This window comes from Mycoavidus sp. HKI (assembly GCF_020023735.2).
Lineage (GTDB): Bacteria > Pseudomonadota > Gammaproteobacteria > Burkholderiales > Burkholderiaceae > Mycoavidus.
The window spans coordinates 2,240,093-2,254,889 of the sequence record NZ_CP076444.2; the positions used below are offsets into that span (position 1 = coordinate 2,240,093).

Consider the following 14,797-nt stretch of genomic DNA (forward strand, 5'->3'; position numbering starts at 1 on the left):
CGATGATAAGCGCTGACCGCTACGAATACCGCTCAAATTGGATAATGCCCGACGCGCGCCATTTCCATTAAACGCGCCACCCGCTCTTCAACCTCGGGGTGAGTCGAAAAAAGGCGCGCAAGCGAAGCGCCTGAGAGAGGGTTCATAATCATCATCTGCGCTGTCGCCGGATGAGATTCAGCTGCCGCAAAGGGAACGCCCTTTGCATAGTGATGAATCTTTTCAAGCGCTAAGGCCAATGCTTGCGGCTCACCCGAAATGAGGGCGCCGCCCCGGTCGGCTTCAAATTCACGCGCTCGAGAAATAGCCATTTGAATCAGCGCCGCAGCCAAAGGCGCAAAAATAGCCACAGCAATGCTGGCTAACGGATTGGTCGGACGGCCATGCTCATCACGCCCGCCAAAGAACATGGCGAAATTGGCCAAGGCCGAAATCGCCCCCGCCATCGTGGCAGAAAGCGTTGATAATAAGATATCGCGATGCTTCACATGGGCTAGCTCATGTGCCATCACGCCGCGGATTTCGCGCTCAGACAAAATCCGCAACAGCCCGGTAGTCGCGGCGACCGCTGCATGTTGCGGATTACGCCCAGTCGCAAAAGCATTCGGCGCAGCTTCATCAATCAAATAGACACGTGGCATCGGCAGCTCAGCGCGTATCGCCAGTTCACGCACCATTCGGTAGAACTGTGGCGCGCTGATTTCATCGACTTCCTGCGCGTTGTACATGCGCAGCACCATTTTGTCAGAGAACCAATAGGAAAAAAAGTTCATGATGAGCGCAAATGAGAACGCAATCACCATCCCTTGCTGGCCACCAATCATCGCGCCAACAGCAATAAATAGGCCCGTGATAGCGGCCATTAATAGGGTTGTTTTGATCCAATTGAACATCACGATATCCTCTTATGCAAATGCCACAATACGCTCGTTGCGCGCAGTACTCAAATCATCACCTTCTTTCACAGCACAAGATATGGGTCCCCAATGAGCGCTTTGCAAGGTCACCGCCATTTTCTACCTTTGATTCTTATCAACGCTTAATTCGCGCCGCAAATAGGCGCGAAAGCGTTCATTGTCATCACCCATCCGGCCACCACGCCAGATTTCTTGCCACTCGGCGGGCGAGAAACCGGCCAAGCGATGGTCTGCTTTATCCAGTATAAGTGCCGCCTGGCAAGGCGTTGCCCTCAAAGCTGCGGTTTGTAGCGGCTTAACGCCAATAAAATAATGCAGCATAGCCCGCTCCGATTCGCCAACATTAAACACCGCCAGACAATCATACTGCTTAGGCAATGCCATCTGTAATGCCTTAAACGCACTCCGATAGCTACGGGCCTCATTAAACCAGGGCAGCAACACCGTATGCAGCAGCCCCCAAACTAGCGTTATGCCAGCAAAGCTAGTGGCAATTGCACCAAGGCGCACACGCCAAACAATTGCACAGACCCATAGTCCGCTTAAGCTGAGACCCGCCAATAGCCAGCCTAGACTGAACGGCAGAACATAGTCCAGCGGCAACCAACGCGCGAATAAAGCCGGCATTAACTGACCGCGGCCAGCCAACAACGCCCCCCAACAGAGCCAAATCCAAATCCCACAAGCAGAAAAGAAAATCACGACGACAGCACGCCAAATACGATCTAGACGTGTAGGCAGGGTGATGCTAACCCCCAGTAACGCCAGTGCAGGGTATACCGGCAAAAGATACACCTCACGCAGCGAGGCAGACATCAGCAACAAGACCGTATAAAAAGTTATTGCATAAATCCAGAGAACCGCACGGGCTAATTTAACTTCACTCCTAACGCCACCAAAGACCAGTGCTTTTTGCGCATCTCCTGTCGCCGAGTACACGCGCCAGCGCTTGAACATTTCTGCGACGGCTAACCAGCCAGCAGGAAAGGCTAAGGCAATGGCCAAACCAATGTCTTGCAAATAATTGGAGCGCGATCCTGGAATTTCAGAAAAGCCGAAAAACCGGCCAAAATTATTATCCCAAAACCACTCAATAAATAAAGGCTCCGCAGCCCGCCAGAATAGATAGGGCCAAACGATCAGCCAGGGCAACGCCGCCAAAGCCGCCCACAATAACAATACCGCCGCACGGCGCGTGCGAAACGCGGGTAGCACAATAACCGAGACTAAATAAGTCAATGCCAACACACCAGGCACCAACACGCCTTTACTCATAAACGCGATGCCTGCGCCAGTACCTAACATCAGCCCAGCCTTCCAAGAGGGCGCTTGCTGTGCAATCACAAAATGCACCAACCCAGCTAGCGCCAATACCGTCCCAGCCAATTGCGGCACGTCTGCAATCAACTTGTGCACATGTACGACAACGCCTAGCGTTCCGAGTAAGAGCATACAAGCCGGTAAACGATAGCGGCCGCCATACAGCCAGCGAGCCATTATCGATAACGTAATAAGCGTCATCGCCATCCATGCGATAACCGCCAACTGCGCGCCCTCTTGCAACGGCAAAAAAGCCGAGGTTAAGTAGGCAAATAGGGCCGCGGTCCAATACATTAATGGCGGCTTTTCAACGAAAGGATCGGTGCCCACATAAGGCACGATCCAATCCACGCTCCAGGGTAACCCCTGCAGAAAATTTAAGGCCATGCCAAATGAATAAGGTTCATCCGCTTTCCATGGGTCGCGCCCAAATACGCCCGCAAGCATATAGGCAATAACCAGCCATAGAGAAAGCCAGTAAATCGACTGAAACTGAAGCTGCGAATCGCTGGCTGAAAGAGACGCTAAATTTTTCGTTTTAGGTACTTGCTTGCTTGACATTGAGTTTGGGGGGGAAATGTTAGAACAATATCCAATTACACACTACATTGCTTTCATGAGTTTTTTCATTTTTGTTTTGATGCGCGTTTGTTTAAGTGGCGATAAATATTCAACGAATATTTTACCCAGTAAATGATCCATCTCGTGTTGAATACAGACCGCCAGCAGGCCCTCTGCATTCAGTTCAAAACTTTCTCCGCGCTCATTGAGTGCTCGCACTTTTACGCGGTCTGGCCGCTCTACTTTGTCATAGATGCCGGGTACGGATAAACAGCCCTCCTCGAAGACCTTTTTATCTTCGCTTGACCAAAGCAACTCGGGATTAATCAATACTTGCAGTTGGTCTCGGGTATCAGAAATATCAATCACAACCACGCGCTCATGCACATCCACTTGAGTGGCAGCCAGGCCAATGCCCGGCGCAGCATACATCGTTTCAGCCATATCCCGCACAAGCTGACGGATACGTTCATCGACGACTGCAACTGGTTTCGCTTTCTTATAAAGCCGGGAATCAGGATAATTTAATATATTTAATAAAGCCATGATAAATCAATTTGAAATAGCCAAACGGCCAACTTGCGATAACCCCAGAGTCCATGCACAATCTAGAAAAACTGCATACTTACTTCTGGGAAGCATACCTTAAGCACCGCAAATTACTTAACGAATGACGTAATATTAACTTAAAACATGGCTTATTGACCTAGGCTAGCGCCTCGGACCGTATATCTGAAATGCAAACCCTCACCCTCACTGACGATGAAATCGCTGCATGGCTACGCCTTGTCAGTACGCGTGGCGTGGGTCCAGTTGCGGTGCGCCATTTACTCAGTATTTATGGATTACCGCACGCTATTTTCGAGCAATCGCCGGCAGCATTAGCGCAAGTCGTTGGCGCCAAACTTGCTGGGGCAATCAAACGCGCCGACCCTGATGGTCTGGCTGAACGCGTTGCACGCGTGCTCAAATGGGCTGCCATCGCCGGCAATCATTTTGTCACCCTAGCTGATCCAGCCTATCCACGCACGCTATTAGAGATCACTGCCCCCCCTGTCCTACTCTACGTAAAAGGACGGCTAGAGTTACTGCATGCGCCCGCACTGGCGATTGTCGGCAGCCGGAATGGCACTGCTCAGGGGCTGGCCAATACCCAGCAATTTGCACACGCACTCGCTCATGCAGGCTTAACGATTGTATCTGGGCTAGCGCTAGGTATCGATGGCGCCGCGCATCGTGGCGCACTGGCTAGCCCTAGCAGCACAATTGCCGTCATGGGTACTGGCGCCGATCTAGTGTATCCAGCACGCCATTACGCGCTAGCGCATGAAATCGCTGCGCACGGGGCGATTGTCTCTGAGTGGCCGCTCGGCACAACGGCTCGCGCTCAGCATTTTCCGCAACGCAACCGGTTGATTGCTGGCTTAACTCAAGGCGTACTCGTGGCTGAGGCGGCCACGCAATCTGGCTCTTTGATTACCGCTCGCTTAGCGGGTGAAATGGGGCGTGAGGTGTTCGCCATACCAGGTTCAATTCATGCGCCGCTTGCTAAGGGCTGTCACCAGCTCATCAAAGAAGGCGCTAAGCTCGTCGAATGCGTGCAAGATATACTTGATGAGATACCATACAAAGGTTTACCCGGATCCATTGTCAACTCAGAAAATCACACAAATTCAGCCCAGCCAGAACAAAACTCTGAGTTAGCTAAACCCACGCCAAAGACCCGCCAGCCGCAGCAAGTCCAGCATGCCCCAACTGCGCACGCTATGATAGATACGCTCGATAGCCACGCGCGCTGCGTGCTTGCCGCGCTGGATTATGACCCAACCCCACTTGAATCGCTGGCCACGCGCACCCAACTAAACAGTGCGATACTGCAAGCAGCCCTATTGCAGCTAGAACTGGGCGGTTGGATTGCTGCCTTGCCTGGCGGCCGTGTAGAACGCATCAAGCACGACGCTGTCAGCCCATAGAACTGTCCCGCCTCAAAGCTAGGAGAAATACGTCCATGCCCGCGTTTAACCTCGATACAGATGCTCACGCCATTGCCACCCGGCTGACCAAGCCAGATATTCTGCTGGTTGCCTGTCTTTGCGCTCAATGGTGCGATGCTTGCCGAGCTTATCAAACACTTTTTAACTCACTGGCCGATATACATCAATCTATCTGCTTTGTCTGGATCGATATCGAGACACATGCCGATCAACTTGATGAAATCGAAGTTGAAGATTTTCCAACCCTTTTGATCGAAGACGCGCACAATACCTACTTTTTCGGTACAGTACTCCCTTATGCGGCCGTAGTTGAGCGGTTATTAGCCAGCTTACCGTCAGTCAACAAGGCGGTTGTCGCACCTAAGCTACATCCATTACTTACCGCGTATTTGCCGAAAACTGTGCTATAAAACAGCCGTTTGCGAGATCCACTCTATATTTTTTTCATGCCTAAAGCTCTAATCATTGCCGAAAAGCCTTCCGTTGCAGCCGATATCGCGCGCGCCTTAGGTGGCTTTACCAAACATGACGAATACTTCGAAAGCGAGCAGTACGTGCTATCGTCAGCTGTTGGTCACCTGCTAGAAATTGCTGCTCCCGAAGAATACGAAGTCAAGCGCGGCAAATGGAGTTTTGCGCATTTGCCGGTGATTCCGCCACGTTTCGATCTGCTGCCAATCGCCAAAAGCGCAACACGCCTCAAGCTTCTGAGCAAACTGATTAAACGCAAAGATATCAATACGCTAATTAATGCGTGCGATGCGGGGCGTGAGGGCGAACTGATTTTCCGTTACATCGCACAACATGCCAAGGCCAAGCAAACGGTGCAACGGCTATGGCTACAATCCATGACGCCACAGGCCATTCAAGACGGTTTTGCACGCTTACGCAGCGATAGTGAGATGCAGCCGCTGGCCGATGCTGCACGTTGCCGTTCAGAAGCTGATTGGCTAGTAGGCATCAATGGCACTCGCGCCATGACCGCCTTTAATAGTAAAGGCGGAGGGTTTTTCCTAACAACCGTTGGACGCGTGCAAACTCCCACCTTATCTGTTGTGGTTGAGCGTGAAGAAAAAATTCGCCGTTTTGTGCCACGTGACTACTGGGAAGTTAAAGCTGAATTTGTGAGCGCGGCCGGCTTTTATGACGGCCGTTGGTTCGATCCCAAATTTAAGAAAAATGAATTCGACCCGGAGCAACGCGACTCGCGTCTGTGGAGCGAAGCCGCAGCTGATTCTATCGTAGCGGCGTGCCGAGGTAAACCCGGCATCGTTAGTGAAGAAACCAAAGCTTCAACTCAACTCTCTCCATTATTATTTGATCTCACTAGTTTGCAACGTGAAGCAAATGGACGCTTTGGTTTCTCGGCAAAAAATACTTTGGGGTTAGCACAAGCCCTATACGAAAGGCATAAAGTTTTAACTTATCCGCGTACGGATTCGCGTGCCTTGCCTGAGGATTATCTCGACACCGTCAAAAGTACACTCGGAATATTAAAAGAAAGCAACAACTACCTGCCTTTTGCTAAACAGATTCTTGATAAAAATTGGGTCAAACCGAATCGTCGCATTTTCAATAATGCCAAGATCAGCGATCACTTTGCGATCATTCCAACCCTACAAGCGCCTAAAAATTTATCGGAAGCAGAGCAAAAATTATATGACCTGGTGGTTAAGCGCTTTTTAGCAATATTTTTTCCGGCAGCTGAGTATCAACTGACCACACGCATCACTGAAGTCATTGGCCATCACTTCAAAACGGAAGGTAAAGTGTTGGTTACACCGGGTTGGCGGCAAGTATATGGACATGAGGCACAGGATGAAAGTGCCAATTTAGTACCCGTAGCCAAGGGCGAAACCGTTAAGACCGATAAAATTGCAGTACATTTGCTCACCACTAAACCGCCTGCGCGTTATAACGAAGCCACCTTACTATCGGCCATGGAAGGCGCGGGTAAATTAGTTGAAGATGATGAGCTACGCGCCGCAATGGAAACCAAGGGCTTAGGAACACCAGCCACTCGCGCAGCGATTATCGAAGGCTTACTGACAGAAAAATATTTGATTCGCGAGGGACGCGAGCTGCTTCCGACCGCTAAGGCATTTCAATTAATGACCCTCCTGCGTGGGCTTAATGTAAAAGAACTCACCGCAGCCGAGCTGACCGGAGAATGGGAGTCTAAGCTAACGCAGATGGAACATGGCCAGCTCACGCGCGACACGTTCATGCGCGAGATCGCACAAATGACACAATTGATCGTCAAGCGTGCCAAAGAATACGACTCAGATACCATCCCGGGCGACTACGCCACGCTGTCCACACCCTGCCCACATTGCGGCAACCAAGTAAAAGAAAATTACCGGCGTTTTGCGTGCACTCACTGCGAGTTTTCAATCACCAAAATTCCAGGCAGCCGGCAATTTGAAATCGAAGAAGTTGAAAGCTTGCTTAGCAACAAATCAATTGGACCGCTTTCTGGTTTTCGCAGCAAAATGGGGCGGCCTTTTGCAGCGATTTTAAAGCTGGTAGAAGATAAAGAAATAAACAACTACAAACTCGAATTTGATTTTGGTCAAGATCAAAACGAAGAGGGTGGTGAAGCGCCTGACTTTTCCTCTCAGACACCCGTTGGCCCCTGTCCAAAATGTAACAGCCCGGTTTTTGAGCACGGCTTAAGCTATGTATGTGAAAAATCTGTCGCCCATCCAAAGAGCTGCACTTTTCGCTCAGGCCAAATCATTCTGCAGCAAGAAATTTCACGCGAGCAGATGGAAAAGCTACTGGACGCTGGCCGTACAGATTTGCTGACCAATTTTAAGTCAGCTCGTACAGGCCGTCTGTTTAAAGCTTACCTTGTTAAGCAAAATGACGGCAAGATTGGGTTTGAGTTTGAAAAGAAAGAACCTGCAGCCAAAAAAACGGCTGCGGCTGCCAAGAAAACCGCTACTGCCGCCAAGAAAACCGCTACTGCCGCCAAGAAGGCTGCTCCGGCCACCAAGAAAACGGCCAAAAAGAAAGGAGAAAAAGTTAGCTGAGATTATCTTATGCTTAAGTGATATCTTACATTTTCGTAGGCGCCACAGCTTGTGTGATTAGAAATGCGTGGCGCAATGCGAAAATTAGGTTCGGACAAAAGAGAGACTAATCCACAATCTAGTAGTTAATTTGTTCTACCATAACAGAACAGAATTATTATTTTTGTTCTACTATAGTGGAACAATATTGAATAAACAGAGACCAATCTAACTCCGAAAATCTGCTTGCGTACAATCAAAATGAAAACTCCCGGCTTGCGCCGAGAGCCTATATAGCACACACTACTCTATACGTACCTATCTACTAGTCTGACCATATTTATCCAGTAACTTCTGAGCTGCTTTAATCAATGGCGTACCAATCAAAGTACCGTCTAATAAATAAGCATTGCCCTCATTTTCCTGAGCAGTGGCAACGATCCTTCTTGCCCTATCAAGTGCCGCCTCATCCGGTTGAAACACTTCATTAATATGTCGAATTTGTAATGGATGAATGGCGGATTTCCCGGTATAGCCAAGCGCTTTAACTCGGAGTGAGTCGGCAATCAAGCCATCGAAATCATGAGCATCAAAATAAGGCGTATCGATGATCTCGATGCCGGATATCTTGGCTGCATTCAAAACCTGTGTCCGTGCAAAATAAAGGCTTTCCCAGGTAATCGCGCCGCCCGTGCTACTTGCGTAGTCAGCAGCGCCAAAAATAAGCCCTTTCAGCCTTAAAGAGGCCGTAGCGATTTCTTTAGCATTAGCGACCCCTTCAGGCGTTTCAACCGCAACCAGAAATTGAATATCATTCTCTTTATGGCCCAAGATTTTCTCAGTGATAATGATTTCCTGTGCACTCTCCACCTTTGGCAAGAGAATATAATCAGGTAATATGGTTTGCCGGAAGATTTCAAGCAAATCTTTAAGCCCATCCTGGGTACGCAACGAATTAACTCTGACCGCAAATTTGACGTGCTTAGAGTGCGGAATGGCCAAGCATTGAGCAAGCTTTCCCCTTGCGTCTTCCTTCAGATTAGGTGCAACGGGATCTTCTAAATCAATCACACAAACGTCCGCGCCACTTTGAGCCGCCTTAGCAATTCGCTCGGGTCGCAGTGCTGGTGTAAATAATACAGATCTGCAATAGGTGTTGGAAGTCATAGCAGCACTCCTAAGTTAAGTTGAAAATAAGCTGATTCGTAAGGCAGTCACAATGGGGTGACTGCCTACTAGGCAGATGGGATGAAATCAGATGAGTTTAATGCCGGGTTAACTTAAGCAGCCAATCGCTAACAAAGCGATGATGACCACAATAACGCCCCCAATACGCGTAGAAATTTGCGCGAATGGCATTAAAGATAGGCGATGAGCAGCAGATAAAATAGCGATATCGCCACTGCCCCCCATGCCGCTATGGCAGCCCGTGACAATGGCGGCTTCAATTGGGAATAAACCAACTTTGCGGCCAACTAAAAATCCCGTCGCCATCAATGAAATGACGGTTGAAAAAACCGTCACGATAAACGGCAAGTTGAATGCGGCGGCGAGCTTTTCCCATGGAATAATTGTCATCCCAGCAGCAAATAGCAAAGGATAAATCGTGACCTTCACAAAAAAGTGATATAAACCGATCGCACCTTCATGCATAGCCGGCGAAACTAGATTCAGCAGCTTAACTAAGACCGCAATCAAAAGCATTGCGATCGGAGCAGGCCAGCCAAACAATTGATGTGTGAGCACCCCAATCAAATAAAAAGAAATGGCGATCATCCCGGTCGCAGCTACATCAGTCAGCAAAGGCCTGACGTCCTCATGGGGGCCTTCTGCTTTGACGGCACCGCCTTTTTCTTTATCCACTCTTAACAAATGCCCATCCCCCGAAAAGCGAGGGTAATGGCGCCCCAAAAGATTCAGTGCGGCCGCCGTCACGATCACGAAAAGGTTGGCAAATATAATTGCCGGTAGGATTTGGGCCAATAAATCTCCCTGTGGCTGGCCGAGTATTTTTGCATAGCCAATCGATAGCGGAATCGCACCTTCGCCAAGCCCTCCGGCCATGATGGGTACAACAATAAAGAAAATAATATGAAATAAATCGAAACCAACCGCCAAACCAACTAAAGTGCCAGTGATTGCGGCCACAATTGAGCCCATCAGTAACGGCACGAAAATCTTTATAAATCCTTTGATTAATATCTGGCGATCCATGCTAAGCACGCTACCGACAATGACGGCAACGATAAATAGATAAATCGGATGGTTGTTTTCCCAAAATGCGTGAATAGGATCGACAAAATCCGCTGGCAGCAACTGGTGAGCAACCAGATAAGCGGGGACAAAAGTCACAATAATGACCGAGCCCCCAATACGACGGAAAAATGGGATTGATTGGCCAATCGTAGAGCAGGTATAACCACACACCGCCAATAAGGCAATCATTGTGCAAATATTGTTACCCATCAACTGATGATTCCACACCATCGTCGCTAAACAGGCCACTAGAATTAGATAAACCGGCAACGGAATAATGCCGATTGATTTATGTGACAGTGTTTTCAGGGTTTTAATAGAAAAATAGTCAATACAGCGCTTAAATGCTGATTTTCTATCGGGCGTATATTGATGTTCGCTCATTGGTCAGTCTCCCTACTTTTAGAGGCCGCAAAAAATATTGCGTAGACGTCAGCCTCTTCGGTTTGTGCTTTCAAAAGAACCTTTACTCGTGGCCAGGTAGCGTTGTAGCCACTCTTTTTCATGCCGCGTAGAAGAAAAATAACTCAATTGAGAGATAATGTAAACTATTTTAGTTAAATATCGCACAAAAAGTTTAGCTCAGAGGAAATATGATGCGGCAGAATCGCTTTATGCCATCCGACCAAGAAAGAAGCGCCTTCTCAGAACGTTTGCGGCTTGCGTTAAAGCGAGGCCATAAACCTGTTAAAGGGGCAACAGATTTAGCCCGCCTGTTCAATTTGCAACATGACGGTACCGGTGTTTCGGTGCAGACTACGCATAAATGGTTAAGCGGCCGCGCAATTCCAACTACGGAAAAGATCAAGACACTAGCTGAATGGCTTGGTGTGAGTGAGCATTGGTTACATTATGGACCACCTCCCGATCCGAGCCTGTCAAAAACCAAAGAGACCAAATTCCAGCAAGCTAAGTATCCAGCCTCTCCTGAAACAATTGAGCTAGCTAAAAAGATTGAGGCATTGCCCGAACATCAAAAATATTTGGTAGAGGAACTGATCACTCAGTTTTATGGACAAGGGCCAGATTGACCTGGTGAGCAGCGCAGTCATACTTCCTCAAAACTGCACCGCACACAGGCAAACCTGGTTTGCGTCTGCCGACTGTCTTTCGGGAGGCTTTGCATGCATTCAGGACAGCCTTTTAGAAATCCCTCCTACAAGCAAATTAACTCAATAGGATGCGCTGGCTCATATGTTTTTAGCTCAATAAGGGACTAATTCTAAAAAAATAGCTCAATAAAGCAAAACTCTAAACTAATTTGGGTATATATAGCATTAAGGGTTGAACCATGGGGAAATATGATACGGCAGAATTCCCCCATGCCATCTAATCAAGAAAGATCAGCCTTCTCAGAGCGTTTGCGGCTTGCATTAAAGCGAGGCCCCAAACCCGTTAAGGGCGCAACAGACCTAGCGCGCCTTTTTAACCTACAACATCGTGACGGTGCCGGCGTTTCGGTGCAGACTACGCATAAATGGTTAACTGGCCGCGCAATTCCAACCGCGGATAAAATCAAAACCCTCGCCGAATGGCTTGGTGTTGGAGAACATTGGCTGCATTACGGACCGCCACCTGATCCAGCACTGCTAAAAGCTAAAGAGGTCAAGCTTAAACAAGCTAAGTATCCGCCTTCACCGGAAACCGTTACGCTTGCCAAGAAGATTGAAGCTCTGCCAGAGCATCAGAGATATTTGGTGGAAGAGCTCATTACGCAGTTCTACGGGAAAGTACCCGAATAATCCCACCCTCTTAGCAAAAAAACGCCCTTCAGTCTGAAGGGCGTTTTTTTTGTGGTCAGAAGAGCCCCTAAGTTGGGGCTCAATCGTTTTCTAACTAATTACGTACAATCCGTCTCGTGATATACCATTGCTGCAGTATAGACAGCAGATTATTCACTACATAATAGAGAACTAAGCCGGCGGGAAAGAAGAAGAACATAACCGAAAATGCAAGCGGCATAAACATCATCATCTTGGCCTGAAGCGGATCCGGCGGCGTTGGATTTAAGCGCGTTTGCACAAACATTGAAAGCGCCATCAGAATTGGCAAGATGAAATAAGGATCTTGCTGTGACAAGTCATGAATCCAGCCGATCCAGGGCGCACCACGCATTTCTACTGATGACAGCAATACCCAATACAGCGAAATAAACACGGGAATTTGGATGACTACCGGCAAACACCCACCCAATGGATTTATTTTCTCTGTTTTATAAAGCTCCATTAACGCAGCATTCATCTTCTGCGGATCGCCTTTATAACGCTCTCGTAACGCTTGCATACGTGGCGTAATCTCTTTCATGCGGGCCATTGAGCGATAGCTGGCGGCCGACAATGGAAAGAATACGGCCTTAATCAGTAAGGTTAATGCAACAATTGACCAGCCCCAATTGCCCAACCAGCTATGTATTTTGTCGAGCAGCCAGAACAATGGCTTGGCAATAATCGTCACCCAACCATAATCTTTCACCAACTCAAGACCCGGTGCAATCGTTTCAAGCATGCGCTCTTCTTCAGGGCCCGCAAAAAGACGTGCCTGCACTTGGACCGCTTGCCCCGGCATCAGGGTTTGCACAGCTTGTTTCGCCCCTACGCGATACAGTGACGAATCCAGTTTATTGACATAAATATCTCGCGTCACGCCTTGCTGCAACAGCCATGCCGATGCAAAATGATGCTGCACCATGGCGATCCAGCCATTATCGGCTTGTCTGGCATAGTCCGCTTTATTTTTATCAATATCGCTAAAGCCGACTTTCTGGAAATTTTGCTGCGAGGTATACACCACCGGCCCGATATAGGTATGCGAGAACCGTGGGGTTTCAACAGGCGTGCTATCACGCACCAACTCCATATAGAGTACTGGCTGCACCGGCGCTGAACTGGCGTTGATGATGTCGTGCTGGACATCGATCACGTAACTGCCACGTGTAAAAGTGTAACGCTTTACAAGCTTGACACCATTTTTCACGGGAGATTCAAATTGAACCTCAAGCGTATTTGCATTAACCGCTAATTCACGAGGGCCAGACTGGACGCTAAAGAGATCGTTATGGTTGGGAAAATCGCCGCCAATCAGGCCCGTACGGGCTAAATAAACATGAGTGGGCGTCTCATCAAAAAGCGCAACGTACTGGTTAGCTTGTTGACTATCTGTTTGCTGAGTCAGCGCTAATTTAGATAGCGTAGCGCCTTGTGTACTGATGTCCGCTTCATACACATCCGTTTTAATATGGATCTTTTGGCTATTTGCTACCCCTTGGGCAGCCGGCACAGTTGCTGCGCTAAGCGATGAGGAAGCCGTAGGCGGTGCATTAGAAGAAGTCACCTTATCCACTGTATGGGCAGGCACCGGGTCAGGGAAAAACCTCGCGGGGCGTCCATTGTAACGCTGCCAGTTATCAAACAGCAGCACCAGCGAAATCACTAAAACAATCCACAAAATGTTGCGTTTAATATCCATTTGATTTTGTCTCATCTTGATACTGGGTGGCGGCATCAGCGCCTGAAAGATTAAGCGGAGGCAGCGGATCTACACCGCCGGCGGCAAACGGATGGCAGCGACACACTCTTTTGAAGGCAAGATAACTGCCGCGCGCCGCACCATAATGCTGGATGGCCTCACGGGCATACTCTGAGCAAGACGGCATAAAACGGCAACGATTGCCAAGATACGGGCTAAGCACAAATTTATAGCCGCGTAGCAACGCCAGCAGCACTCTTTGCATAAAAGTCGCAAACATCATGTCGAGCGCTTAATATGGTGGCGCATAGCATCGATTAATAACGCTTCAAGCTCGTTATTGCAGACGACCTTAAAAGCCGTGGATGAAGCACTTGACCACGTTTTTCGGTCCACCTTAGTACGCAATCTAAGCAAAATATCCCAACCGCAAAACTCAGAACGCTTGAGGCGGAATATTTCGCGGGCAACGCGTCTAATTACATTGCGACTGACCGCACGCGGCGCATACTTGCGCCCAATCACCAAGCCAAGCCGTGCTGCTTGGCCCGTGTGCCGTCCATACAATACAAAATGCACGCTGCGCCCCCAAGGACGCACGCGAAAAACCGATGAAAATTCATCTGGCTTTAAAAGCTTGGCGGCTTTTGGAAAGCCGGTGCCGGCGGCCTGCAATGAAATAACGGAAGGCGTATTAAACGCTCACGCGTTAAACTGCTAGACGCTTGCGGCCTTTTGCACGGCGTGCGTTAAGGACTTTACGCCCGCCTACAGTTTTCATACGGACGCGAAAACCGTGAGTCCTTTTACGACGTGTAACAGAAGGCTGATAAGTACGTTTCATGATTAATGCTCTCACAAGCTCCGTCCGTTAAGACGAAGTGTTGGTAATTTTCTTGCTTATTTGGACAAGCCGTTAGTTGCTTCAAGGAGCATCGACTTAATCCACCAGAATTTTTCGCCAAATTTTTGCGCGAACCCTCTATTTAATCGTTTTTTCTATTGATAGTCAATAGCTTAGCCCGCGCATGACGCATCACAAGCCCGCCACCAAGTGCAGCCTAGTCCTGTGGATAAGTGACCCGCCCGACGGTTTTTGGCGGTAAAATCTCACTTCCTTTGGCATTCCATATTTATTTAAATGGGGTTGCCTCCACATGCCAAGCCGCTTGTCTCGGCTCTTTTTTGTTGTTTTTGTTACGCGCTGTTATACGTCTTTTTCGCTATATTGTGCCGCGACGACCCTATTTAGCCTGCGCCTCGATTGAAT

General features: G+C 48.7%; 14 protein-coding genes. 5 read left to right on the top strand and 9 right to left on the bottom strand.

Features of this window, described 5'->3' with window-relative positions; all coding sequences use genetic code 11:
- Positions 1-32 precede the first annotated feature (32 nt).
- The 3 genes from htpX to def all read right to left on the bottom strand — a co-directional run bounded on the left by htpX (position 33) and on the right by def (position 3,344).
- Positions 33-893, bottom strand: coding sequence for a zinc metalloprotease HtpX (gene htpX / locus KMZ15_RS08885; protein WP_223692819.1), 861 nt, complete (start codon positions 891-893; stop codon positions 33-35).
- Between the two features lie 123 nt (positions 894-1,016).
- Positions 1,017-2,798: a glycosyltransferase family 39 protein gene (locus KMZ15_RS08890; protein WP_223692821.1), complete on the bottom strand. Its 1,782-nt coding sequence runs from the start codon at positions 2,796-2,798 to the stop codon at positions 1,017-1,019.
- A gap of 42 nt (positions 2,799-2,840) precedes the next feature.
- Positions 2,841-3,344 (bottom strand): peptide deformylase, encoded by a 504-nt coding sequence (gene def / locus KMZ15_RS08895; RefSeq protein WP_223692823.1) that lies wholly within the window; start codon positions 3,342-3,344, stop codon positions 2,841-2,843.
- Positions 3,345-3,535: 191 nt separating this feature from the next.
- Between def and dprA the strand changes: the two genes are divergently transcribed.
- Genes dprA through KMZ15_RS08910 form a run of 3 tightly spaced genes read left to right on the top strand, consistent with a single transcriptional unit; the run spans position 3,536 to position 7,827 of the window.
- Positions 3,536-4,771 (top strand): DNA-processing protein DprA, encoded by a 1,236-nt coding sequence (gene dprA, locus KMZ15_RS08900; protein WP_223692825.1) that lies wholly within the window; start codon positions 3,536-3,538, stop codon positions 4,769-4,771.
- 35 nt (positions 4,772-4,806) lie between these two features.
- A complete protein-coding gene (locus KMZ15_RS08905; RefSeq protein ID WP_223692827.1) occupies positions 4,807-5,202 on the top strand; it encodes a thioredoxin family protein in 396 nt (131 codons plus the stop codon).
- Between the two features lie 36 nt (positions 5,203-5,238).
- Positions 5,239-7,827, top strand: a complete 2,589-nt coding sequence (locus KMZ15_RS08910; RefSeq protein ID WP_223692829.1) for a DNA topoisomerase III — start codon at positions 5,239-5,241, stop codon at positions 7,825-7,827.
- A gap of 297 nt (positions 7,828-8,124) precedes the next feature.
- On the opposite strand, the gene KMZ15_RS08915 is transcribed toward KMZ15_RS08910, so the two are convergent.
- Both KMZ15_RS08915 and KMZ15_RS08920 read right to left on the bottom strand, forming a co-directional pair.
- A complete protein-coding gene (locus tag KMZ15_RS08915; RefSeq protein ID WP_223692831.1) occupies positions 8,125-8,973 on the bottom strand; it encodes a CoA ester lyase in 849 nt (282 codons plus the stop codon).
- A 108-nt stretch (positions 8,974-9,081) separates the two neighbouring features.
- Complete coding sequence (locus tag KMZ15_RS08920; protein WP_223692832.1) at positions 9,082-10,446, bottom strand: 2-hydroxycarboxylate transporter family protein; 1,365 nt, start codon at positions 10,444-10,446, stop codon at positions 9,082-9,084.
- Between the two features lie 230 nt (positions 10,447-10,676).
- Between KMZ15_RS08920 and KMZ15_RS08925 the strand changes: the two genes are divergently transcribed.
- Positions 10,677-11,093 carry a transcriptional regulator gene (locus tag KMZ15_RS08925; protein WP_223694817.1) on the top strand — a complete coding sequence of 139 codons (417 nt, stop codon included), beginning with the start codon at positions 10,677-10,679 and terminating at the stop codon, positions 11,091-11,093.
- A 291-nt stretch (positions 11,094-11,384) separates the two neighbouring features.
- Positions 11,385-11,804 carry a transcriptional regulator gene (locus KMZ15_RS08930; RefSeq protein WP_223692834.1) on the top strand — a complete coding sequence of 140 codons (420 nt, stop codon included), beginning with the start codon at positions 11,385-11,387 and terminating at the stop codon, positions 11,802-11,804.
- Positions 11,805-11,898: 94 nt separating this feature from the next.
- On the opposite strand, the gene yidC is transcribed toward KMZ15_RS08930, so the two are convergent.
- From yidC to rpmH, 4 genes are read right to left on the bottom strand one after another with little or no spacing between them, the layout of a single operon-like run.
- Positions 11,899-13,527, bottom strand: coding sequence for a membrane protein insertase YidC (yidC, locus tag KMZ15_RS08935; protein WP_223692836.1), 1,629 nt, complete (start codon positions 13,525-13,527; stop codon positions 11,899-11,901).
- On the bottom strand, positions 13,517-13,792 hold the full coding sequence (gene yidD, locus KMZ15_RS08940) for a membrane protein insertion efficiency factor YidD (protein WP_223694819.1): 276 nt from the start codon (positions 13,790-13,792) through the stop codon (positions 13,517-13,519). Before yidD ends, yidC begins: the two co-directional genes overlap by 11 nt.
- A 14-nt stretch (positions 13,793-13,806) precedes the next feature.
- Complete coding sequence (locus KMZ15_RS08945) at positions 13,807-14,202, bottom strand: ribonuclease P protein component (RefSeq protein ID WP_223692838.1); 396 nt, start codon at positions 14,200-14,202, stop codon at positions 13,807-13,809.
- A 34-nt stretch (positions 14,203-14,236) separates the two neighbouring features.
- The gene (gene rpmH, locus KMZ15_RS08950; RefSeq protein WP_223692840.1) at positions 14,237-14,371 is read right to left on the bottom strand and encodes a 50S ribosomal protein L34; all 135 of its coding nucleotides are present in this window, start codon (positions 14,369-14,371) and stop codon (positions 14,237-14,239) included.
- Positions 14,372-14,797 lie beyond the last annotated feature (426 nt).